The organism is Glaciimonas sp. Gout2 (assembly GCF_035018905.1).
Taxonomy (GTDB): Bacteria; Pseudomonadota; Gammaproteobacteria; order Burkholderiales; family Burkholderiaceae_D; genus Glaciimonas.
The window spans coordinates 98,563-121,695 of record NZ_JASJXA010000011.1 but is presented as its reverse complement, the minus strand read 5'-3'; the positions used below and the strand labels follow the sequence as shown (position 1 = coordinate 121,695).

Here is a 23,133-nt window from a genome sequence, read left to right as displayed (position 1 = left end):
TTCTTCACCCTATTTACCCGTTTATCTATTCACGACAAGTAGTGAATAAAGCTTATTTAGTCGATACCAATCGCAAAAGCGTAATTTCGGAGGGTGCCCAGATCCGTTTCGGTGGGCCCCAATAGCCGGTTCCGCGACTGGTATATACCCAGAGATTGCGCAACTTGTTCAAGCCGGCGGTGAACGGCTGCTGCAAAGGTACAAACAAATTCCAGGGAAAAAACTGTCCGCCATGCGTATGGCCGGACAACTGCAAATCAAAACCGGCATCAGCGGCGGCTTCTGCCGAGCGTGGCTGATGCGCGAGAAGTAGCCTCATACCCACATTACCCTTAACGCCGCGCATGGCCAGATGCGGATCGCTGCGATGCGATTCGTCAAAATGATGCGCGCCAAAATCGGTCACACCGGCCAAAAGAATCGATTCGCCCTGATGATCAAGCACCACATGCTCATTCATCAACACTGTTAATCCAAGCCGCCGTACTTCTGCGATCCACGCATTCGCGTTTGAGTAATATTCGTGATTTCCTGTCACAAAATAAACGCCATGCTGCGCTTTTAGATCCGCTAATGGCGCTGTATGCGATGCCAGTCGACTGACGCTGCCATCCACCAGATCACCGGTTACCGCAATCACATCTGCGCCCAAAGTATTGACGCGTGTGACAATCGCGTTCAGATAACCGCGCTTGATCGTCGGGCCCACGTGAATATCGCTAATCTGGGCAATCGTAAATCCATGCAAACCACGTGGAAGTTGGCTAATCGGTATATCTACTCGTACCACTTTGGCTAACCTTCTCGCATTAAAAAAGCCCAGCAAGGTACTAACAATAGCCAGTACTGGCACAGCGCAAGCAGTGATTACGGATAAATGGATAGCGGGAACATCAAACCATCCCGACACTATCAGGATGACTGTGCGCAACAACGTCAGCATCAGTAGCGACGAAAACATGCCCATTGCCAACATGCCGATCCAGGCCAGCCGGTCCGATAATGGTTGTCGTTTAATAAACGACGCCAATAACCCGGCAGGAATCAGCAAAAATGATGACAGGAGCCAGCCGCCACCGAGCCATTTCATCGGCGTTGATACGGGCAACGCTGGCAATATCTGCCAGCCGATGAGAATATGCAGCGCCGCAAGTAGGCAAAAAACAATCGCAACGGTCACACGTGATCGCATACACATTCCTATGATTAAGCGTCGTGAAACCCCGGCGCTGGTCGCTAACTGATGGCTGATGGCTGCCTAGATCCAACTGTTAAGCTAATTTTTAGTCCAAATTTTGTCTAAGGTATACAGGCGTTGAGTTTGCCCTTATTGATTATTATATTGGTGCGGGCAAGACAGTTTCAATAGGCTCGATTTTGCAACGACGATGCCATTTATTATCTTTTTAGCAGTAATTATTTTCAATTCCATCAACCTTTGTCGTCGAAAAAAGCTAGTCTGCGCCCCCAACTACAACGAACACCATGATTGCGATAACATTGGCTATTGATAAAAAGCGCCATCAATAGTATGGTCCGCGCCATTACACCTTATTTGGAGCGACATAATGAACGAACAACCGGCAACAAATTTTTTCTGGGATGACTGGAAACAAGAAGCGTTAGCAGCAGGTGTAGCAGCGCCACTAGCAGCGTTAGGCAGCGATGTTTTACGCTTGCACCGTTTGAACCGGTGGGGTGACGAATTTTTGGGTACGTTTGACGATGCACCAAACATGTTAACGATGTGCCTGGAAGAGCCAGCCGAGACAGAATTAATGTTTATCGAAAACCTCAATCCTTACGATACCGACTTGATCGCGGCAACCAAGATCCGTCTTGGCTTGAAATAACATACCGTCCGGGTCGCCCACGCGGCGACGCGGAAGGAGTATCTGCGTCACAATATAGGCGAGCCATCCTGCCACTACGGCCCTTGGAACATCACATTCCGCGCCAGCGCTTAACCGTTTTCGCGACTATCTTTCGTCGAACACTTTGTCTGGCGTTTTAAGCGCACTCATTACATTCGTGTTTGCTGAGTATTTTAAATTTCGCCCTAAGGTTGAAACCGATAGAACGCTCCTCGAAGATATCTAGTCGGTTTTCGCTACTTTCTGTCGACCGCCGGGCGACAAATCGATTTAGCGGCCAGAAACTCCCAACACTCTTTTTTTAAGATTCCAGCGCAAACCTTTATTATCAGCACTTTCCTCGTCAACTAGAAATCGACGGCACCAATCTCCCACATTATTCAACAGCGATACTGATGATGCGAAGAGTCACCCAATGGCCGTCAAATCTGATCCTTGGATTTGAGGTAGACTAAGTGCCTGCTTACTACTACGCTAAGAATAACGTCCAAAAAATAATGCCAACTGACCACTCTTCAGAAACAAGCGGCGAGCCGATTTCAGCGCGTATCCGTGCGCGTATCGAGAAAGCCGGCGTCCGCTTTCATGCTAACGATAATATTGCCTCGTTCATCAAGGATGGCGAACTAGAGGCATTACAAGCCGAAGTGCAGAGCAAGCTTTCCGGGGTTCTGCAAAGCTTGGTGATTGACATCGAAAGTGACCACAATACGCAAGATACCGCGCGTCGCGTTGCCAAAATGTACATTCAAGAAGTGTTCAAGGGGCGCTATCAAGCGCCGCCGCCAGTGACTGAGTTTCCCAACGTTGAACAACTCAATGAGCTCATGATCGTTGGCCCGATTACCGTGCGCAGCGCATGTTCGCATCATTTTTGTCCGATTATGGGGAAAGTCTGGATCGGCGTGATGCCCAATGAGCATTCCAACCTGATTGGCCTGTCCAAATATGCGCGGTTAATCGAATGGGTCATGGGCCGACCGCAAATTCAGGAAGAAGCTGTATCGCAAGTTGCGCAACTGTTGATGGAAAAACTGAAACCGGACGGACTCGCCATCGTGATGGAAGCCGATCATTTCTGTATGAGTTGGCGCGGCGTCAAAGATACCGATGCAAAGATGATCAATAGCGTTATGCGTGGCTCGTTCTTGAGCGACGCTAATTTACGGCGCGAATTTTTAGCCCTGATAACCAAGCGAGGATGACATGCTAGTCCGTTTGATTTACGCCAGTACGGCCAGCGAATTGGTCAATCACGAGATGATTGAAAAAATTCTTGAGGTGTCCCGTAAGAACAATCCTGCCAATGGTGTGACAGGCGTGCTTTGCTATGGTGACAATATATTTGTACAGGCGCTGGAAGGCGGTCGCGAGCAAATCAATAACTTATACGCACGCTTGCAACAAGACCCGCGCCATACCAAACTAATCTTGCTCGACTATTCAGAAATTGAAGCGCGTCAGTATTCAGGCTGGACCATGAGCAAAATCCGCCTGGATCGCATCAATCTATCGTTATTGCTAAAATATTCAGCAACGCCAACACTCAATCCTTATGTTGTGTCGGGCTGCACGACAGTTGCATTACTTGAAGAATTGGCCGCTACGGGATGCTTTTCTTCCCGCGACTAGCAATTTTAGTGGCTGGCATTAAAGAAATTTCATGTCAGCCACAACAACCAGCTTATTGACCTGCCCACGAAAACAGCATGCCAATACGGCTACAGATCACAACGCAGCGGAGACGGTTTGCGTAAGTCCGCTAAGTTTTGTTAACCCAGCAGGTCTTGCAAAGCGTCTTCTAGCTTTGCATGTAAAAAGCGATAGCCTAATCCTGTTATCTGCGTCGGTATCACTTTTTGTCCGCCTAATAACAAATAGGCCCGCTCTGCCAGCGCCAGCCGCATGACGAATGCGGGTGCGACAAAAATGGCGGGGCGGTGCAATGCTCTGGCGAGTTTTTCGGTAAAAACGCGGTTGGTGACTGGTTCCGGTGCCGTCATGTTAAATGGGCCGGATGCATGCGTGTGATGCAACAATACGAGCACCATCGCCACATAATCGTCAATATGGACCCAACTCATCCATTGATGTCCATCACCCAAACGCGCACCCAAACCCAACTTGAACGGCAGCAACATTTTCCCCAGAATACCGCCCGAGCGATCCAGCACCAAACCGGTTCGTAACAGACAAACCCGCACGCCCATGGCAGTGGCTTTTTGCGCAGTTTCCTCCCATGATGCGCATAACGTCGCACCAAAGTCGGTAGACGTCGGGCTGGACTCATCGAACGTATTGTCACCACCGTCGCCATAGAAACCGACCGCCGATCCACTCAACATAACAGATGGTTTTTGATGGCTGGCGTCTATCCGCTTGACCAAATCTTCAGTCAGTCGGATACGACTGCGCCAAAGCAATTCTTTGCGCTCCTCGGTCCAGCGCGCATCGACAATCGGCTCGCCTGCCAAGTTGATGATTGCGTCAAAAGTTTCTTCACTTTTCCATTCATCGAGCGATCCAAAGGCGCGAACCGCTGCGCCACATTTGTCCTTTACCGTGTCAGGTTGACGGCTTAGGACGGTAATGTCGTGATCGGCCTGAAGCAATGCCTGGCATAAACGCCTTCCAATCAGACCGGTTCCTCCGGTTATCAAAATCCGCATGCTGAGATGCTCCTATCCTAATGAAGCAATGGATGATAAAAAAAGTCAGGACTACATGCTCGCCAGTTTTCGACTAGCGACGCTTAAACCATCCCGTCAGTGATAAACGTTCACGGGTTGCCGGCAAAACTTCATGCGCCATGTCACCAGACATAAACAATGCCAGACTGCCAGCCAGCGGCAAAATGTCTTGCGGCGGCTCACCCTCCGGATAAAGACGTAAAGCCCCGCCATGTTCCGGCAACCAGTCTTGATTGAGATACAGCACGACCGAAACAGTGCGGCGGTCGTCATCGCGAAAACGGTCTACATGCTTCTGATAAAACGCCCCCGGTGGATATAAGGCAAAGTGAGTTTCATACGCGTCCAACCCAAGATACAGTGCCAGATTCAACTCTTGCCGGAGCGTGTCCATGACGCGCAAGTAATGATCACAATCCACCGATTGACCAGCTTCCAGCCATTGAATATGATCACCACGCACGCCATCGCGTATAGCCTGACCTGCGCCACGCCCGACACCGGCAGCCGTTAGCTTACCGTTATCGGCGCGTGTACGGCATTCGGCCGCAAGCGCCAAAACCACACTCGGAGGCAAAAAATCACATTGCTGTGACCAGCCACGGGCGACCAAATCGTCGACGATCTGACCAATTGAACTGATCGAAGCAATCTGATTGTTAATGGCAGTCGGCAAAGACGTTTGATCGGAGATGGAAGTTAGCATTGGCGAAGGCATCGACGGTGGCACAGGATTCACCGATTTTATCAGCAACTCGATTACTTAATGACAACGTTAAAAAAGTTACTTTTAAGCACAAATTGATAGGTTGCAGAAATAAACAATAGGGAAATCAGGCCGTAACCAACGCCAACATCGGTATTAGTGTTGGTTCGCGTTGTCGTCTTAGTGCTCCGCTTCATACTGAGCGCGACGGCGCTCTTCTTCTTCCTCACGAGCCAGCGCAATTTCACGCACCACGGCGCCTACATCGACGACCTTATTATTCACCGCGATTTTGCCGGTGAGTTTGACATCGGGAGTTAACAGACCAGCGACGTACAGTGCCCAGATTTCCTTGCCGTACTGCGTGCTCTGGAGTTGTGGGGCGAAGCGACCAAAATAGGTCGCTAAGTTATCAACATCACGCTCCAACATCTCAGCCGCACCAGTATTCCCCGCGGCATCAACTGCCTGCGGCAAATCGATAATTACGGGACCGTGCGCATCCACGAGAATGTTGTACTCCGACAAATCGCCATGGATCACACCGGCGCAAAGCATCAGCACAACCTCACGCAGCAACATCGCGTGGAATTGCAGCGCCTGTTCCTCGCTCATTTCGATATCGTTCAGACGTGCTGCGGCGTTACCAGCTGCGTCCGTGACCAATTCCATCAACAGAACGCCTTCAAAGCAAATAAAAGGCTGTGGCACCCGCACACCGGCGGCGGCTAAACGGTATAAAGCATCAACTTCGGCGTTTTGCCATACTTCTTCCTGCATCTTACGGCCATAACGACTACCTTTTTCCATCGCGCGCGCCTGACGGCTATTCTTGACCTTGCGGCCTTCCTGATAGGATGCATTCTGGCGGAAGCTGCGCTGATTCGCGTCTTTATAAACCTTGGCACAACGGATTTCTTCGCCGCAGCGGACGACGTATACGGTTGCTTCTTTGCCACTCATTAGTTGGCGAATTACCTCGTCTACCAGGCCCTCTTCTACTAACGGTTCAATTCTTTTTGGGGTTTTCATAGATAAATAGGTGACGATCTGAACCTTGCATACTAAGGCATAAAGGCAAAGTATGGCGCAAATTGGCTAATAGTTCTTTAAAGAAACGTATGTCACCGTCATTCGGCGCACGTCGAAATCTTCCTATGACGCCGAGGGATGCCATTAGCCAGCATCCGCAGCATTTTTGAAGATGTTGCCAAGGGGGGAATTTAGGCCGCATGCAGGGCTACCCAAGCGCTGGCTCAACACCGCCATCTTCTACCATCGCTTAGCACTTAAAAAACAACACTCCGGCATTGATCGCACCAACTGATTAAAAAAGGTGCGCTGCCTCGCACGTCAAACCGTGCTTTGCGCTATGATTACGCCCGTTTTTATATTTTAGGAAGACCATGTCGAATGCTTGCGGTGTAGATTTCGGCACGTCCAATTCCACCGTAGGCTGGAGTCGGCCCGACCAAGCGTGGCCCGGAAAATCACCTTTGCTCCAACTGGAAGATGACAAGGTCACCATACCTTCCGTTGTCTTCTACAACGCCGAAGATGAATTATTCAGTTATGGACGCGCTGCCTTGGCCGGTTATCTGACGGGCTATGAAGGTCGCCTGATGCGGTCGCTAAAAAGCTTGCTGGGATCGGCACTGATTGATGGCCAGACTGAAGTGGGCGGACGGGCGTTGCCTTTTCGCACCCTGCTGGAACAGTTCATCAACGAACTCAAAATCCGCTCGGAGCGGTCTGCGGGGCAGGAATTCGATAGCGTCGTATTAGGTCGGCCTGTATTTTTCGTCGACGATAATCGCGCTGCCGATCAGCGCGCACAAGCCACGCTGGAAGAAGTCGCCCGCGCCGCCGGCTTTAAACATATCGCATTCCAATACGAGCCAATCGCCGCAGCGTTTGACTATGAATCGACAATTGACCGTGAAGAACTGGTATTAATTGCCGACATTGGCGGTGGAACCTCCGACTTCTCGCTGGTGCGACTATCGCCAACACGTGCCAAAAAGCAGGACCGGCGCGACGATATACTCGCCACCGGCGGTGTGCATATCGGTGGCACCGACTTTGACAAATACCTGAGTTTGTCGAGCGTGATGCCGATGTTGGGTTTGGGTAGCCGACTAATGAACAACAGTGAAGTACCGTCGAGTTACTATTTCAATTTGGCAACCTGGCACACCATCAATCTGATCTACACGCGCAGAATGGCGGAGCAACTGAAAGATGTCGCGCGCGAGGTCCGTGAACGCGACAAGTTTGATCGACTGTTAGATTTGGTCGAACAGCGCGCTGGCCATTGGCTGGCGATGAAGGTAGAAGAAGGCAAAATAGCGTTGTCGGATGCCGAAACGGTAGAACTGACGTTGGAAAAATTATCCGCTAACGAGCCAATCCTTCTCAGTCGCGGTGCCTTTAATACCAGCATCTCGCACCTTGTGTCATCGGTAGAAGAAACCGTGACCAAACTGCTGCGTGATGCCGGTGTCAAAGCAAATGCCATCGATACGGTGTTTTTTACCGGTGGATCAAGCGGCGTGGGCTTGTTACGGCAGCAGATTGCCGCTGTGGTGCCGACTGCAAAGGCGGTCGAAGGGGATTTGTTCGGCAGCATTGGCGCGGGACTAGCGTTGGATGCGGTGCGTAAGTTCTCGTAACTAGTCTCTATGATCGCCAAAAAAGCATCAATTTAATCAAATCATCCAAGAGCCCTTATCTCCCGATGACTTTTATCGTGAAGATACAACGGCATGCAATGCCGGGATTAAGAGCATAACAATGCTACACAATCCCGGCGCCCCTTCTAGTCATCCCTTTCTTCAGCGACCACCTCTTTTTTGTCTGATGACCTTTTCGCTGCACTCCTGCGAAACCCAGAAATTCCTGAGCGCGGCGATCCATCCGGCAGCCGTAAAAATTTTCCGTCACCGATCAGCTGCGCACGATAAATACCTGCGTGGCCCGAGAATAAATAACTCACAATGCATGCGATCGCAGCCAAGACGCCAATCTCTGGCCCAAACAACTCGATAGCCATGATCGTCGAGGCAATGGGAGTATTGGCGGCACCCGCAAACACTGCCACAAAACCCAGTCCGGCCAAAACTGGCAACGGCAAAGCCAGCACATAACTGAGCGCATTACCCAACGTCGCCCCGATAAAAAACAGCGGCGTCACCTCGCCACCCTTAAAGCCGGATGCCAATGTCACTATCGTGAAGATGAATTTCCCGAAAAAATCGAATGCTGGCAACGGTTGCGAAAACGATGCGACGATGGTCGGAATACCCAAACCCAAATACTTATCAGTCGCCAACAGCATCGCCGCAAGCGCCACGATCGCGCCACCAACAAAAGGCCGCATCGGCGCATAACCGATCCAACGCTTAAATAAGCGCGACAAACCATGTGTTGCCGTGGCAAAAAACATTCCCGCCAACCCAAACACAATGCCAGCAACAATCGTCGCCCCGAGCACAATCAAACTAATTTGAGGCACGAACGGAATCGCATAATGCGTGTGATGCACGCCCAACAAGCCGGGCAATTGGTCTGCAATAATAGCGGCAAAAAAACACGGCAGAATCGCGTCATAACGCAAGCGCCCAATCGCAAGCACCTCTAATCCAAAGATAGCACCGGCTAATGGCGTACCAAAAACCGACGCGAATCCGGCACTGATACCCGCCATCAGCAGAATCCGCCGATCTTCCTTGTCCAGTTTGCACACCCGCGTCACCATATCGGCCAGCACGCCACCCATTTGCACCGCGGTCCCTTCTCGACCAGCTGATCCGCCAAATAAATGCGTCACCACAGTACCAATCAAAATCAACGGCCCCATGCGCCTTGGTACGATTCGCTGCGGATCGTGAATTTCATCAATCAGCAGGTTGTTTCCACCTTCGACCGATTTGCCGAAGTGATGATAAAGCAATCCGACCGCCAGCCCGGCAAGCGGCAACAGCCATACCAACCAGGGATGCCCCACGCGCGTGGCGGTGGCCCAATCGAGCGAGACTAAAAGAGCAGAAGAAGCGACACCGGCTAACGCGCCGACGACAGAAGACAGTACAAGCCAACGGCCAAGATAGAGCAGCATCAGGCATTGCTCAGGGATTTTGGATGGTTTCATTATGATCAGATTTGGGGGCGACAAACCTGAATCGCGGGAAGCTGCATTGTTGGCAAACGATGTAAACACATTAACCGCTCACGCACGCCTACAACTTCCCGATTCAGGAACTTGTAGGCATCATCAGTTACAGCGTGAGTTCTTACTGCAAACCATCGGCAACGGATCAGTGACTTTACTTAATCATCCGATGAGTATGCAGGCGGTTTCAACGCGGTCATCACTTGTAGCGGTTAGGAATAAACCCAGGAGGCATGCCATCTCCTATCAATCGCCCATTCTGCCGTAAAGTGCTTGTTGCTGCAACAATACGGTTATTTCCCGCTTATCCCATCTTGATGACCCGCTTAGATAGTGTGACACCCATCGCGCCGCATCAAACAAAAACGGGGCCGGAATAAAGTCTCCGGCCCCGCCTTAATTTGATCCGCAATTGGCCGGATCAGGTTATATCAACATCCAACCAGTTATCAGAACTTGTGACGGATTGCAGCACGAATAACGGCTTGCTTGTCATTGCCCGAACTTCCGGCGGCGCCGGGAATGTAGGCTTGATCAAGTGACGATCCAGTCAGGTCGCCACCGACTTTTTGATACGCGCCTTGCAAATAAACGTCGGTGCGCTTGGAGAAGTTGTAATCAGCCATCAAACCGACTTCGTTCCATTTTGGCTTGGAGTTACCTGCACTCGTGTTGTATTTGGCTTGTGTGTAGGTGTACATCGCACCGACATAAAATGCAGGAGTGAATTGGTATTTAAAATTGAGTTCGTAGTTGGTAAATTTGAGCGAATTCAGCGTGCTGCCATTCATTGGCGCAAATGAGGCGATGTACGCATTGCCACCGTTTGGATTGCTTAAATTCGTTCCTGTGTAGACGAACCCCAGAGTTGCCGCACCGATGGTGTAATTGACACCCGCGCCGAATATTTTTTGCTTGCTGTTGGGGCCGGTAAAGTTAGCGTCGGTTGCAGTGACCGCGCCACCGCCCGCACCGGTCGAACCCGGCGAACTTAAATTCATATACGCGATACCCGCCGCCCATGGACCGTTGGCGTAACTCGCTCCTAAACTGTAGGTACGATTTTTAGCGGTCTGACCAGCGGTTTCGCCGAAGCCATACAAGCCACCGAACGTGACCCCAGCAAAAGTCGGGCTGGTGTACTTCAGCGAATTATTGATGCGGAATGAGTTATCCGTGTTGTCATTATCCAGTGGATGAGACAACAGATAACCAGCCCAATTACCGTTCGCAGTCATCGGTGCAAGAAAATCAACTACCGAGTCGTATTGACGTCCCAGTGTGACGGTACCGGCAGTCTTGCTCGACAAACCGACCAATGCCTGACGACCAAACATCAAACCGCCTTGTCCCAGTTTGCCGGTGTCTGCTGCGAACCCGTTTTCTAACTGAAACAACGCACTCAAACCGCCACCTAAATCTTCGTTACCCTTGAAACCCAACCGACTGCCCTGGGCATAGCCACTTTCCATTTGCACGTCGTTTTTACCACCGACATTGTTGGTGTAGTTCAACCCTAAATCAATGACACCATAAATGGTGACGTTTGTCTGCGCTTGCGCCATGCATGCAACACCACTCAACAAACCAGCAGCCAGAATAATTTTCTTCATGTATTACGCTCCTAAAGAATGTAACGATCTACTTTTCGGGATATTGACTACCGCCGCGCACCGATTTTTGGCTACTTGCAAAGCCATCAATGATGCATCCGGTCCGCACCGGTTAATCAAGGACAAGGTAAGAATGGCATAAAGAGCAATGCATGAATAGTTGCCAAAACCAACTCCGAAAAATCTGTCGCAATGAGAAACACATCCGTCGTAAAACATCACATCGACCAAAATGCATGCCACAAAAAAACAACAGCAAGCACGCACGTCTTGCCTGCTGGATTTATTGATGACCGGTAAATTATTCGGAGAAGATAGCGAAGCGACGTCATTCAGAGCCATTAATAGGCTTTATCAAGGTTCCAGCGAAAGCGCCAGCGTTTCTTTGATTTCCTCCATGACGACATAACTTTTGGACTGCACCGCGCCCGGTAATTTCAGCAGCATATCGCCCAGCAAGGTCCGATATTGCGACATCTCACGGATACGCGCTTTGATCAGATAATCGAAATCGCCTGAGACCAGATGACATTCCAGCACCTCTGGAATGCGCAACACTTCGCGCCGAAATTGCTCAAAGGTCGACGCAGATTTGTGGTTAAGCGTAATCTCTACAAATACGAGCAGTTTTGCGCCTACCGCCGCGGGATTAATGCGTGCGTAATATCCATCAATTACACCATCGCGCTCCATCCGTTTAACCCGCTCAATACAGGGGGTAATTGAAAGGCCGACGTGCTCACCTAACTCTTTCATCGACATCCGTCCGTCTTGTTGCAGGAGACGGAGAATGTGTCGATCCAGTTTATCAAGAGAGCGAACGGATTCTTTTTGGGTTCTCATAGTTATTCTATAGGCGCAGTGTTAGTCACAAATTAAACAACGAATTTGTGGCGGTCAATTCGTTGGCAAATAATTTTCAAAAAGCATGATGGGTAAACTTTACACATTCGTATAACCCTGCGACTCTGCCTGAGGCGTTTAGCTACATAGCCAGACAAAACCATTAGCTTCTTTTACAATTTCTAAAAAATCTGGGAAAAGGAATATTTTTTCAGGATTACTTCCTAAATATTGTCATTTTTACAGTAACAAAAACTGGTAGATTTTAAATAGCATAGCGTTAATTACTATAAATCGATACCGATTCATGTAATTGATCTGGACACGCCCCTTGTTGCCCCAAAACGAAGGCGTGTTTTTTGCGTATTTAGGAGAAATAACATGCGGGTGCTTATTCTGGGCAGTGGCGTGGTCGGTGTGACGACTGCGTATTATTTGGCGAAGGCTGGGCATGAGGTGACGGTAGTTGATCGTTTGCCAGGACCTGCCGAGGAAACCAGTTTCGCAAATGCCGGTCAGATCTCGCCGGGTTATGCATCGCCATGGGCCGCGCCCGGTATTCCACTCAAAGCGTTAAAGTGGATGTTGCAAAAACATGCGCCGCTATCAATTACGCCGGACGGATCATTGTTTCAATTGCGCTGGATGTGGCAAATGCTTCGCAATTGCAACGCAGCCAGCTACGCGGTCAATAAAGAACGTATGGTGCGATTGGCGGAATATAGCCGTGACTGCTTTAAGGAATTGCGCGCCGATACCGGGATCGCCTACGAAGGTCGTCAATTGGGCACGATGCAAGTGTTCCGCACCGAACAACAATTAGCAGAAGCCGCCAAAGATACGCAAGTGTTGAAGGAAAGCGGGGTGCCGTTTGAACTGCTGACCGTGGAAGAAATGGCCCGCGTCGAGCCAGCATTGGCAGCCGTCAAGCACAAACTGCATGGCGGCCTACGCTTGCCAAACGATGAAACCGGCGATTGCCAGTTATTCACCACGCGCCTGGCAAAAATGGCGGAACAACTTGGCGTGCAATTTCGCTATAACCTGCAAATCGATTCGCTGACATTTTCCAATGGTGCAATCGCGGGCGTGCAATGCGGTCACGACTATTTACAAGCTGACAGTTACGTCGTGGCGTTGGGCACTTATTCGACCAACTTTTTGCGTTCTATCGTCGATATTCCTGTTTATCCGCTCAAGGGTTATTCGATTACCGTTCCGATCACCGACGCCGATGCTGCACCGGTCTCGACGATTCTGGATGAAACTTACAAAATCGCGATCACGCGTTTTGACAATCGCATCCGCGTCGGCGGCATGGCCGAAATTGTCGGTTACAACAAATCATTAAATCCAAAACGCCGCGCCACGCTGGAAATGGTCGTCAACGATTTATTTCCGGGCGCAGGTGATACAGCGCAAGCCAGTTTCTGGGCCGGATTGCGCCCAATGACGCCGGATGGCACGCCGATTGTCGGCAAAACACGCATTCGCAACCTGTTCCTCAACACTGGTCACGGGACGTTAGGATGGACCATGTCGTGCGGATCGGCGGCACTATTGGCCGATGTTATCTCCGGCCGACGTCCAGCGATTGCAGCGGATGACTTGAATGTTAGTCGTTATAGTCGACATGGAAACCAAACAGAAGAGGGCGTTTATGCTTGATTGGGATGCGAGATAATCAGCGTTTGATGTAGCAACGCGTGTGTTTGGTCGTCGTGTTTCTAATGCAAAGTAGCAACGCATTGACTGGCGACGACTTCACCACGCACAAGGAAATTGAAATGTTGAAGTAATCACGTCATTGCCCACGAAGCATGACCAACAACTAAAAAATGTCGCTCCAAACCAGCGGAATCGACTGTGAAGGCGGTGAGTGTTTCAAAAGTAGTTTGCCACAAACCAGTAAAAAAATCTGCATACGGCGCAAATCGCTTCATTCACGAAGACTGCTAAGAATCGCTGCATTTCCCACAAACAGCGCCCAAACCGTCATAAAGACGTAAAATCACTCCCATTCCTTCCCCACTATTCGCCCTAACAACCATGGTCAAACCACAAAACGCCACGCAACTCTCCACCTGGATTGACGACCATTTCGACGAAGAAGTCGCCTTTCTTCAAACAATCGTTCGCATTCCCACTGACACGCCCCCCGGCAACAATGCGCCGCACGCGGACGTGGTAGCCGAGTTGATGACCTCCATGGGTTGGGAAGTTGAGAAGCATGTTGTGCCGGCTGACACGGTGCAGGCGTATGGCATGGAAAGTATTACCAATCTGATCGTTCGCCGTCATTATGACGCGCCGGGACCGACCATTGCCCTCAACGCCCACGGCGATGTGGTGCCACCCGGTGACGGTTGGAGCAAACTGCCGTACGGTGGCGAAATTGCGGATGGCCGTATATTCGGACGGGCAACGGCGGTGTCGAAGGGTGATTTTGCGACGTATATTTTTGCCGTACGTGCGTTGGAAGCTTTAGGCGTGCCGCTAAAAGGTACGCTGGAATTGCACTTTACTTACGATGAAGAATTTGGTGGTTTGCTTGGTCCGGGTTGGTTGCTGGAGAATAACCTGACCAAACCGGATTACGTCATTGCGCCCGGATTCAGCTATAACATTGTTACCGCGCACAATGCCTGTTTGCAGTTTGAAGTGACCGTACACGGCAAAGCAACGCATGGCTCGGCGCCAGAAACCGGCCATGATGCGCTGCAAGCGGCGACTGCTGTTCTGCAAGCGATCTACGCCAAACTACCTGAACTGAAAGCGATCAGATCGGCCATTCCTGGCATTACCCACCCGACGATGATTGTTGGACGCATCGATGGCGGCACCAACACCAACGTGGTTCCTGGGAAAGTGGTTCTGAAAATGGACCGCCGCATGATTCCGGAAGAAGATCCGACGCAAGTTGAAAGCGATGTGCGCGCTATGATCGAAGCGGCGGTCGCGGATTTGCCGGGCATACGGGTGGACATTAAACGCCTGTTGCTGGCCCGCGCGTTACGCCCACTTCCTGGTCACGAATTATTACGCAATAGCTTGCAAAAAAATGCCGAGGCCATATTCGGCGAACCAATATCAACCGATGGCTCGGCGCTCTACACCGATGCCCGACTGTATGGCGAGCAAGGTATTCCGGTGGTGTTATACGGCGCTGGCCCACGCACTTTGGGCGAGTCAAACGCCAAACAGGCCGATGAAAATCTTTCGCTCGATGATTTGCGCAAGGCCACCAAAGTGGTGTCGATGACGTTGCTGGATTTCTTGCAGGCTTAATGTCTGTGTCGATGCGGCGCTTCTATGTCTTTGCTGGCGAGAATCACTGACTCGCCAGCATCTCTGAAATAGTCTCCGCAGGAACCGGCTCACTAAACAAAAAACCCTGATATTGATCACAGCCAATCTGTCTCAAAAACCGTAACTGCTCAACGTTAGCGACGCCTTCAGCGACCACGGTCAATTGCAAACTATGTGCCAACGTCACAATCGCGCGCACAATCGCGCGATCTTCGAGATTACTCTCCAGGGATTGCACAAAAGAGCGGTCAATCTTAATTTCGCTCAATGGAAAGCGACGTAAATAACTCAAGCTGGAATAACCGGTCCCAAAATCATCGATTGAAACTCGCACGCCTAATCGATTCAATTCGCGCAGCACGTCAATGGCATTCTCTGGATTACCCATCAGCGATCCTTCCGTCAGCTCCAATATGAGACTTGCTGCCGGTATCGCATGCCGCTTTAAAACAGTCATCGTACTATCCACCAGGTCGCGCTGTAAAAATTGATGCGCTGATAGATTCACCGAGATGGGAATGATCTCCGGCATCAAACCCTGATTTTGCCATTGTCGGCTTTGCTTACATGCAGCCTCCATCACCCAATCTCCGATCGCCACTATCAAACCACTTTCCTCGGCCAGAGGAATAAATCTGGTCGGCGACACGAGGCCGTATTCGGGGTGCTTCCAGCGTAAAAGTCCTTCAACACCGACAATTTTTCCAGATTTGATATCCACTTTGGGTTGGTAATACATCCGAAATTCATTTTCCCGTAATGCGGGACGCAATCCACTTTCCAGGTCAATCCGATCACGATTGCGCGCATGCATTTCTGACGTGAAAAATTGATAATTGTTGCGCCCGTGTTGCTTCACATGCGACATCGCTATGTCTGCGGTAGCCAGTAACGATTCAGCCGTGTTGCCATTATGGGGAAACAGGCTGATGCCAATGGACGCTGTCACATGAATCTCATGCGAAGGAACATGCAAAGGACGCCCTAATAGCTCGATCAGATTTTCTGCCATCTGAGCTGCATCACTGGCCTGGCTCACTTCTGCCAACACCACAAAATCATCTCCGCTCAACCGCGCCAAGATGTCGCCCAGACGCAGCGTCTGGCGTATGCGCAACACAAACGCATTGAGCAGTTGATCGCCGGCGGCGCGTCCAAGTGATTCATTCACAGTTTTCAGGCGATCAATATTGATGTGCAGGATGGTAAATAATATTGCTTTACCCTCTGCGCTGGCGATGATCTCCGCAATTCTCTTATTGAGTAATGAGCGGTTAGGTAAACTGGTCAACACATCGTGCGTGCCGAGATAAGCCAGTTTCGAATGGACCGTTTTAAGAGAGGCGCGCAGTGCTTCGGCATAGCGTCGACTCCGAATATCGATAAACGACCACAACAATATAAACGCCAATATCATCAATATCATTCCTGACACTGAAAACGCCAGCCAATTGTGGTCCAGCCCGTCGTTTAACCCATACAGTGATGCCGAAGAAAAACGTGAAGCAGCCATATTGGTGAAATGCATTCCGATAATCGCCAGCCCCATAATGATCGAGGCCGAAAATCGCGTCAATTTTGTATGCCAACTGTCGCCCCCACGCAAACGAAACCCGAGCCATAAAGCGACAATGGCACCGACGATCGCCACGCCAACCGAAGCCACGAACAGTGCCGGATCGTAACGCAATCCAGAGCCAAATTTGATCGCAGCCATTCCCACGTAATTCATAGCCGAAAGACCGACGCCGATGACGATGCCACCGAATACCAGATTGTGCCGGTTTCTACGCGTGCCCTTGACCATGAACAAAGCAAAGCAAGACACGACCACCGCAATCAACCATGAAAGCAAAGTTACCCTTGCACTATACGAGACCTTTATTGGCAAATAAAACGCCAGTATCCCAATGAAATGCATCGCCCAAATTCCGGTACCTATTGTGATACCGCCTCCGATCAACCAAGCTAACGCTTGCCCGCGCCGCGCACGACTAACACGCCCAGCTAACATCAATCCAAAATAGGAAGCCATGACAGCAACAACGAAGGCGAGTATGTAAAGCGAAGGAATAGAGGCATCATTCATCAAAATAGGTTTACAGTAATAGTGCGTTAAGTCATTCAACAAACGACACAATCTATAAGCGGGTCATAGCAATCTGAATATATTTTTTTGTTAACTTTCGTTCTTCATTGGCAGCCCGCTTGTCTAGCCAATCCGTTCGCTTTGACAGCGCAAATGCAAACCCTCATTGCCGCGTATTCTGTCAGGGCGCTCAGGCAATAAGGCTGATCCTATTCCCCAGCGGCAATTATTTGGCGAATGCTATAAAATGCTACCGCTAACGTTATTCCTCGAACATGCCAACTGTTCTCGGATTTCATTTTTAAAAAACAATGATGCAGTATTGGATTATTGGCTGCGCCGGTCTCTTTTTGTCACTCTTGCTTTTTACCTACACTATGTCGACGTTTCGTCGCGCCACCACTCAGCGTAAAATCTTGTGCTATCCAATGCGATTGTTTAGGCAATGCAAGACAGGCATCATTCGCACACTTCAAAGTTCTTAATGACAAACAACATCGACACTGTAACGCCAGAAAAAATGCTGCCCGGCTGGCTCATCTTGCTCGGTGCACTAACAGCGATTGGCTCCCTTTCGATTGATATGTACCTGCCAAGTTTCCCAACTATTGCAAAAGATTTTGCGGTCGGCAGCAATCTGGTCCAACTCACGTTAGCTAGCTTCCTGGTGGGCCTGGCGGTCGGTCAAATGTTTTACGGACCGCTAAGTGATCACTTTGGCCGTAAACCGCCGCTCTATTTTGGCCTTGGGCTATATACGCTTGCGTCCATTGCCTGCCTGTTTGCGCCAGATGTGACAACGCTGATCTTTGCGCGGTTTATGCAAGGGCTTGGCGGTTGCGCCGGGATGGTCGTCGGGCGTGCCGTCATTCGGGATCGCATGGGCGCAGCTGGATCGGCCAAGGCATTTTCACTATTAATGCTGGTCATGGGAATCGCCCCGATTCTGGCACCGTTGATCGGCGGAGAAGTGCTTAAACTGTGGGGTTGGCGCGTCATTTTTGGCGGTCTGACGTGTTTTGGCTTGTTTTGTCTGGTTGCTATTCATACCACGATGCAAGAAACCCTGAAACGCCAAGACACTGCACCGCTACATTTGGGGCGGGTATTAAAACAATACGGCTCCTTACTTATGGACCGTCAATTCCTGGCCTACGCTTTATGCGGCGGCTTATTGCAGGCGGGTATGTTTGCGTATATTACCGGGTCGCCTTTTGTGCTGATCGAACTACACGGTATCAAGCCAGAAAATTTCGGCTGGGTTTTTGGCGCTAATGCCATCGGCCTTATCGGTGCTTCGCAGCTCAATGCCCGACTCGTCGGCAAAATGACGCCCGATGCCATTCTTGGGCGGGCTTTATGGCTTCCAGCCTGCTTAACCTTAGTCATCACGATACTGGTCGCAGTTGGCGTGAATAATCTGCCGCTCTTACTGGTCGGCTTCTTTGGATTTATGGCCTCTTATGGTTTTATCAGCCCGAATGCATCAGCAATCGCCTTGTCCCAGCAAGGCCATCAAGCCGGTACTGCGTCAGCGTTAATGGGGACGGTACAATTCTCTCTCGGCATCATCGCCGGTGTCAGCATGAGTCTGTGGCACGACGGCACTGCGCGACCATTGATGATGGTGATGAGCGTGTGCGGCGTCGGCGCATTGCTTCTACATCGCACTATCGCCCGACCGGAACATGATCGAATGCTGTCACTAGGGACAAAAATGTGAAGCAGTCGGCGAAACCATCGTTAGCACGAATGCTATATGCGTGAATGACGGTATACCGATATTGATCGCTAAGCGTTTATTTCCCAGGAACAAAACGCTCTAAAATTTTTTGCGTAGAATACCCTAACTCTTTTTCATCCTTACAGCTATGCAAGCAGGTATGTTTTACGCGTTCTCCTCTTACGTCCTATGGGGCATTTTCCCGCTGTACTTCAAAGCGTTACGTGACATTCCGCCGGTCGATATCGTCATGCACCGGATGCTATGGTCATTTCTGTTCTTGGTGATCGTGCTGGCTTTTCGCAAGCAATGGGCCTGGATTGTGCCGGTACTGCGCCAACCCCGCGTTCTTGCTGGCTTTACTGCCAGTGCGTTTTTGTTGGCGGCTAACTGGACTACCTATGTCTGGGCCTGCAACAACGATCACATCGTCGATGCCAGTCTGGGGTATTTCGTTAGCCCTCTTGTCAGCGTCGGTCTCGGCTTTGTGTTTTTGGGTGAGCGCCCTCGCTTTATGCAATGGTTAGCGATCATACTCGCCGCTAGCGCGGTCATCTGGTTAACCTGGCAAACTGGTCATCCTCCGTGGATTTCATTAGCTCTTGCCGTGAGTTTTGGTGGCTACGGTTTGTTGCGCAAGACGGCCAGTCTTGGTGCGCTACCCGGGCTTGCATTGGAAACCGCGCTGGTATTGCCGCTGACGCTAGCCTATCTGGCTTTCACCACTTACCATGGTCAAAATAGTTTTATGACAGCATCACACTCGTCGCAATGGTTGTTGGCGGCGGCGGGTCCAATCACCTCCATTCCGCTCTTGCTGTTCGCCGCTGGTGCACGTCGCATTCCTCTTTCGCTGCTTGGACTGTTGCAATACATCACGCCGACCATCCAGTTGCTGTTAGGCGTATTACTCTATAACGAACAACTTGATGGCACTAAACTGATTGGATTTACCGTCATTTGGAGTGCACTTGTGTTGTACTCGGCAGAAGGCTTGTGGCGCGCATGGCCGAGCATTGGGCGGCAATCCGGTTCCGCAAGTTAGATTAGTACCGCCATCGCGACATAATGACATGGCGCTATATAACCTGATAACCATAGCCATACATAGTCAGGCTTAGCCAGTTCGGTTATCCTAGTCATCCTGCGCTAGTACGCTGCGTCATTTTTTGAATACCGTAGGACTTAGACCGCAATCCAAACAGTGCGATTTCCCGTTAGCCGAAATAGTTGGCTGTTCGATACGCCCGACCGCTTCCGGGAGGAAATCGGCGTTTAACGGTAACGATTTGCGTCGGTCCGACCTCCTTTTTCTGACACTTCACCGAGAAGACCATCATGGCCCAATACGTATATACAATGAACAAGGTCGGCAAGATCGTGCCGCCAAAACGACAGATTCTGAAAGACATCTCGCTGTCGTTTTTCCCAGGTGCCAAGATTGGCGTGCTGGGTCTGAACGGCTCCGGCAAATCCACTTTACTCAAAATTATGGCCGGTATCGACACCGACATTCAGGGTGAAGCCACGCCGATGCCGGGTTTGAATATTGGCTATCTGCCACAAGAGCCACAACTGGATCCAGAACAAACCGTGCGGCAGGCTGTTGAAGGCGGTCTCGGCGAAGCCTTCGAAGCACGTGCCAAACTGGACGCCGTCTATGCAGCCTATGCAGAACCGGACGCCGATTTTGATGCGCTGGCGACTGAGCAAGGCCGGCTTGAGGCGATTATCTCCACCTCCGACGGTGGCAATCTGGAGCTGCAACTGGAAATGGCCGCAGACGCACTGCGCTTGCCACCATGGGATGCCATTATTGGCGTGTTATCTGGTGGTGAAAAACGCCGTGTTGCGCTATGCCGATTGCTGCTGTCAAAACCCGACATGTTGCTGCTTGATGAGCCAACCAACCATTTGGATGCTGAATCAGTCGATTGGCTGGAACAATTTCTGCAACGCTTTCCCGGGACTGTGGTCGGCATTACCCATGATCGCTACTTTCTCGACAATGCCGCCGAATGGATTTTGGAACTGGATCGCGGCCACGGTATCCCGTGGAAGGGCAATTACAGTTCGTGGCTGGAACAAAAAGGCGACCGCCTGAAACAAGAAGAAGCCACCGAATCGTCGCGCCAGAAAACCATTGCAAAAGAACTTGAATGGGTTCGCCAGAATCCAAAAGGGCGTCAGGCTAAAAGTAAAGCACGTCTGGCACGCTTCAATGAGTTGAGCGAGCATGAATACCAAAAACGTAACGAAACATCGGAAATTTTCATTCCGGTAGCTGAGCGCCTTGGCAATGAAGTCATCGAATTCAAGAACGTTTCCAAATCTTTCGGCGACCGTTTATTGATTGATGACCTGAGTTTTACTGTCCCGGCAGGCGCGATTGTCGGGATTATCGGCCCCAACGGCGCAGGTAAATCAACGCTGTTTAAAATGATCACAGGCAAAGAACAACCGGATAGCGGCGAAGTTGTCATCGGTCAAACGGCACGCGTCTCCATCGTCGATCAGCATCGCGATGCGCTGTCTGACAGCAAAACCGTGTTCGAAGACGTCTCTGGCGGGGCAGATATCCTGACCGTTGGTCGGTTTGAAATGGCATCCCGCGCCTATTTAGGGCGCTTCAACTTTAAGGGTGGCGACCAGCAAAAAATCGTCGGCAACTTGTCCGGCGGTGAGCGTGGTCGTTTGCATCTGGCCAAAACGCTGCTGCAAGGCGGCAACGTGTTACTACTCGATGAACCGTCCAACGATCTTGACGTAGAAACGTTGCGCGCGCTGGAAGATGCCTTGCTGGAATTTGCCGGTAGTGTCATGGTGATCTCCCATGATCGCTGGTTTCTGGATCGGATTGCAACGCATATTCTGGCGTTCGAAAGTAATTCGCAAGTCACGTTTTTTGATGGCAATTATCAGGAATATGAAGCCGATAAGCGTAAACGTCTGGGCGAAGAGGGCGCTAAACCTAAGCGCATTCGCTACAAGCCGGTAACGCGTTAATTATTATTTTTTAATTGTTACCGGTTACTGGTTACTGGTTAATTGTTACGCCGGGCGAATACGCAAATCAGAGCGTTATTCGCCCGTTGATCCTGACTCATGACGTAGTCGCCATGTCAAATTGTTACCCTGTATGCCAGATAACAATCATCATCGATTATTCAAACGCGTATTTGCAGTATCCAATGTGAGCGGGTCGTAACTCAGACTACGTCGCGCGGTCTGAATAATGTGTTGTGATAACGCTTCCGTGAGCGGTGTCTGAATATTCCAGGCATGCCACACCAGCGGTACATCGATCCCATCCCCGGGCGTTAAATCGACCAAATCCCCACACGCCAGCGCGCGTTCAATTTGTAGCGTCGGCAACATGCCATAACCAAAGCCACTGTGTACAAATTTTTCAAAGGCGTCGACCGAGGCAATCGAATGATGCGGATAAGGTGTGCCCCATCCTAAGCGCCAATTCAAAAACCGTGCATGTAATGCATCTTTCTGATTAAACACAACAGCCGGTGCTTGCGCCACTGCGGCGGAGGTAAAGCCGTCACTAAACCAGCGTGCCGCGAACGCTGGTGACGCGGCGCAGATATACCGCTCCACCCCAAGCGGTGACGCTGTTGTGCCGGCCACAGGCGCCATCGAACTGGTAACACACGCGAAAACTGTGCCTTCACGCAACAATTGCAGTGTATGGTCCTGATCGTCTATTAGTACCGTCAACTGGCATTGCGGTGGATTGAGTACGGGCGCCAAAGCGTCCAGCAACCATGTTGCGAGCGTGTCGGCATTCACCGCAATCGCGATTTCCGGCAAAGTATCGGGTTCATCGGTATCAATTGCGAGCGCAGCTTCCATCAGCTTGACCTGGCTATAATGCGCAATCAGGCGCTGACCCAGCGTCGTCGCAAATGGCGGCTGTGCACGCACGATCAATAATTGACCCGCCAATTCTTCCAAAGTCCGAATACGTTGCGACACCGCCGATTGGCTGATATGCAACGACGTCGCCGCCTTCTCAAAGCTGCCTAAGGCGACGACTGCATTGAGCGCTGCCAAGCCGCGATAGTCCAGATTTTTCATATTCCCCCATCATAAGAATTTCTTAT

At 50.6% G+C, this 23,133-nt stretch carries 19 protein-coding genes and 1 riboswitch; of the genes, 9 read left to right on the top strand and 10 right to left on the bottom strand.

The genetic code is table 11. The features are described from left to right. Positions 1-52: 52 nt before the first annotated feature. A complete protein-coding gene (locus QN379_RS10350) occupies positions 53-1,192 on the bottom strand; it encodes a metallophosphoesterase (protein ID WP_322234213.1) in 1,140 nt (379 codons plus the stop codon). 376 nt (positions 1,193-1,568) lie between these two features. Between QN379_RS10350 and QN379_RS10345 the strand changes: the two genes are divergently transcribed. From QN379_RS10345 to QN379_RS10335, 3 genes are all read left to right on the top strand, one after another. Next, on the top strand, positions 1,569-1,853 hold the full coding sequence (locus tag QN379_RS10345; RefSeq protein ID WP_322234216.1) for a hypothetical protein: 285 nt from the start codon (positions 1,569-1,571) through the stop codon (positions 1,851-1,853). Positions 1,854-2,371: 518 nt separating this feature from the next. Beyond that, positions 2,372-3,079 carry a GTP cyclohydrolase I gene (gene folE / locus QN379_RS10340; protein WP_322234218.1) on the top strand — a complete coding sequence of 236 codons (708 nt, stop codon included), beginning with the start codon at positions 2,372-2,374 and terminating at the stop codon, positions 3,077-3,079. Position 3,080: 1 nt separating this feature from the next. Beyond that, complete coding sequence (locus tag QN379_RS10335; RefSeq protein ID WP_322234221.1) at positions 3,081-3,506, top strand: BLUF domain-containing protein; 426 nt, start codon at positions 3,081-3,083, stop codon at positions 3,504-3,506. Positions 3,507-3,646: 140 nt separating this feature from the next. On the opposite strand, the gene QN379_RS10330 is transcribed toward QN379_RS10335, so the two are convergent. The 3 genes from QN379_RS10330 to QN379_RS10320 all read right to left on the bottom strand — a co-directional run bounded on the left by QN379_RS10330 (position 3,647) and on the right by QN379_RS10320 (position 6,302). Beyond that, positions 3,647-4,543 (bottom strand): TIGR01777 family oxidoreductase, encoded by an 897-nt coding sequence (locus tag QN379_RS10330; protein WP_322234223.1) that lies wholly within the window; start codon positions 4,541-4,543, stop codon positions 3,647-3,649. A gap of 73 nt (positions 4,544-4,616) precedes the next feature. Next, on the bottom strand, positions 4,617-5,270 hold the full coding sequence (locus tag QN379_RS10325) for a 2OG-Fe(II) oxygenase (protein ID WP_322234226.1): 654 nt from the start codon (positions 5,268-5,270) through the stop codon (positions 4,617-4,619). 180 nt (positions 5,271-5,450) lie between these two features. Then, on the bottom strand, positions 5,451-6,302 hold the full coding sequence (locus QN379_RS10320; RefSeq protein WP_322234229.1) for a PA4780 family RIO1-like protein kinase: 852 nt from the start codon (positions 6,300-6,302) through the stop codon (positions 5,451-5,453). A gap of 374 nt (positions 6,303-6,676) precedes the next feature. Between QN379_RS10320 and QN379_RS10315 the strand changes: the two genes are divergently transcribed. Beyond that, positions 6,677-7,942, top strand: coding sequence for an Hsp70 family protein (locus QN379_RS10315; RefSeq protein WP_323506606.1), 1,266 nt, complete (start codon positions 6,677-6,679; stop codon positions 7,940-7,942). 146 nt (positions 7,943-8,088) lie between these two features. Here QN379_RS10315 and QN379_RS10310 read toward each other — a convergent pair whose 3' ends face one another. The 3 genes from QN379_RS10310 to QN379_RS10300 form a co-directional block, all read right to left on the bottom strand. After that, complete coding sequence (locus QN379_RS10310) at positions 8,089-9,420, bottom strand: voltage-gated chloride channel family protein (protein ID WP_323506605.1); 1,332 nt, start codon at positions 9,418-9,420, stop codon at positions 8,089-8,091. A gap of 107 nt (positions 9,421-9,527) precedes the next feature. Continuing rightward, positions 9,528-9,694: riboswitch (Fluoride riboswitch) on the bottom strand. 196 nt (positions 9,695-9,890) lie between these two features. Continuing rightward, positions 9,891-11,054 (bottom strand): porin, encoded by a 1,164-nt coding sequence (locus QN379_RS10305; protein ID WP_322234236.1) that lies wholly within the window; start codon positions 11,052-11,054, stop codon positions 9,891-9,893. A gap of 354 nt (positions 11,055-11,408) precedes the next feature. After that, complete coding sequence (locus QN379_RS10300; RefSeq protein WP_322234238.1) at positions 11,409-11,897, bottom strand: Lrp/AsnC ligand binding domain-containing protein; 489 nt, start codon at positions 11,895-11,897, stop codon at positions 11,409-11,411. A gap of 381 nt (positions 11,898-12,278) precedes the next feature. Between QN379_RS10300 and QN379_RS10295 the strand changes: the two genes are divergently transcribed. Continuing rightward, complete coding sequence (locus QN379_RS10295; protein ID WP_323506604.1) at positions 12,279-13,565, top strand: D-amino acid dehydrogenase; 1,287 nt, start codon at positions 12,279-12,281, stop codon at positions 13,563-13,565. A 131-nt stretch (positions 13,566-13,696) separates the two neighbouring features. Here the strand turns inward: QN379_RS10295 and QN379_RS10290 are convergent, their stop codons facing one another. Continuing rightward, the gene (locus QN379_RS10290; RefSeq protein WP_323506603.1) at positions 13,697-13,840 is read right to left on the bottom strand and encodes a hypothetical protein; all 144 of its coding nucleotides are present in this window, start codon (positions 13,838-13,840) and stop codon (positions 13,697-13,699) included. A gap of 106 nt (positions 13,841-13,946) precedes the next feature. Between QN379_RS10290 and QN379_RS10285 the strand changes: the two genes are divergently transcribed. Then, the gene (locus QN379_RS10285; RefSeq protein ID WP_323506602.1) at positions 13,947-15,185 is read left to right on the top strand and encodes a M20/M25/M40 family metallo-hydrolase; all 1,239 of its coding nucleotides are present in this window, start codon (positions 13,947-13,949) and stop codon (positions 15,183-15,185) included. 43 nt (positions 15,186-15,228) lie between these two features. On the opposite strand, the gene QN379_RS10280 is transcribed toward QN379_RS10285, so the two are convergent. Beyond that, entirely contained in the window at positions 15,229-17,295 is a 2,067-nt protein-coding gene (locus tag QN379_RS10280) for a putative bifunctional diguanylate cyclase/phosphodiesterase (RefSeq protein WP_323506601.1), read from the bottom strand. A gap of 484 nt (positions 17,296-17,779) precedes the next feature. Here QN379_RS10280 and QN379_RS10275 point away from each other — a divergent pair, with 484 nt between their 5' ends. The 3 genes from QN379_RS10275 (at position 17,780) to ettA (ending at position 22,024) form a co-directional block, all read left to right on the top strand. Next, on the top strand, positions 17,780-19,018 hold the full coding sequence (locus QN379_RS10275; RefSeq protein WP_323506600.1) for a Bcr/CflA family multidrug efflux MFS transporter: 1,239 nt from the start codon (positions 17,780-17,782) through the stop codon (positions 19,016-19,018). 148 nt (positions 19,019-19,166) lie between these two features. After that, positions 19,167-20,063 carry an EamA family transporter RarD gene (gene rarD / locus QN379_RS10270; protein WP_322234255.1) on the top strand — a complete coding sequence of 299 codons (897 nt, stop codon included), beginning with the start codon at positions 19,167-19,169 and terminating at the stop codon, positions 20,061-20,063. A 293-nt stretch (positions 20,064-20,356) separates the two neighbouring features. Next, entirely contained in the window at positions 20,357-22,024 is a 1,668-nt protein-coding gene (gene ettA, locus QN379_RS10265; RefSeq protein WP_205322751.1) for an energy-dependent translational throttle protein EttA, read from the top strand. 150 nt (positions 22,025-22,174) lie between these two features. Here ettA and QN379_RS10260 read toward each other — a convergent pair whose 3' ends face one another. After that, positions 22,175-23,107, bottom strand: a complete 933-nt coding sequence (locus QN379_RS10260) for a LysR family transcriptional regulator ArgP (protein ID WP_322234257.1) — start codon at positions 23,105-23,107, stop codon at positions 22,175-22,177. Positions 23,108-23,133: the final 26 nt, after the last annotated feature.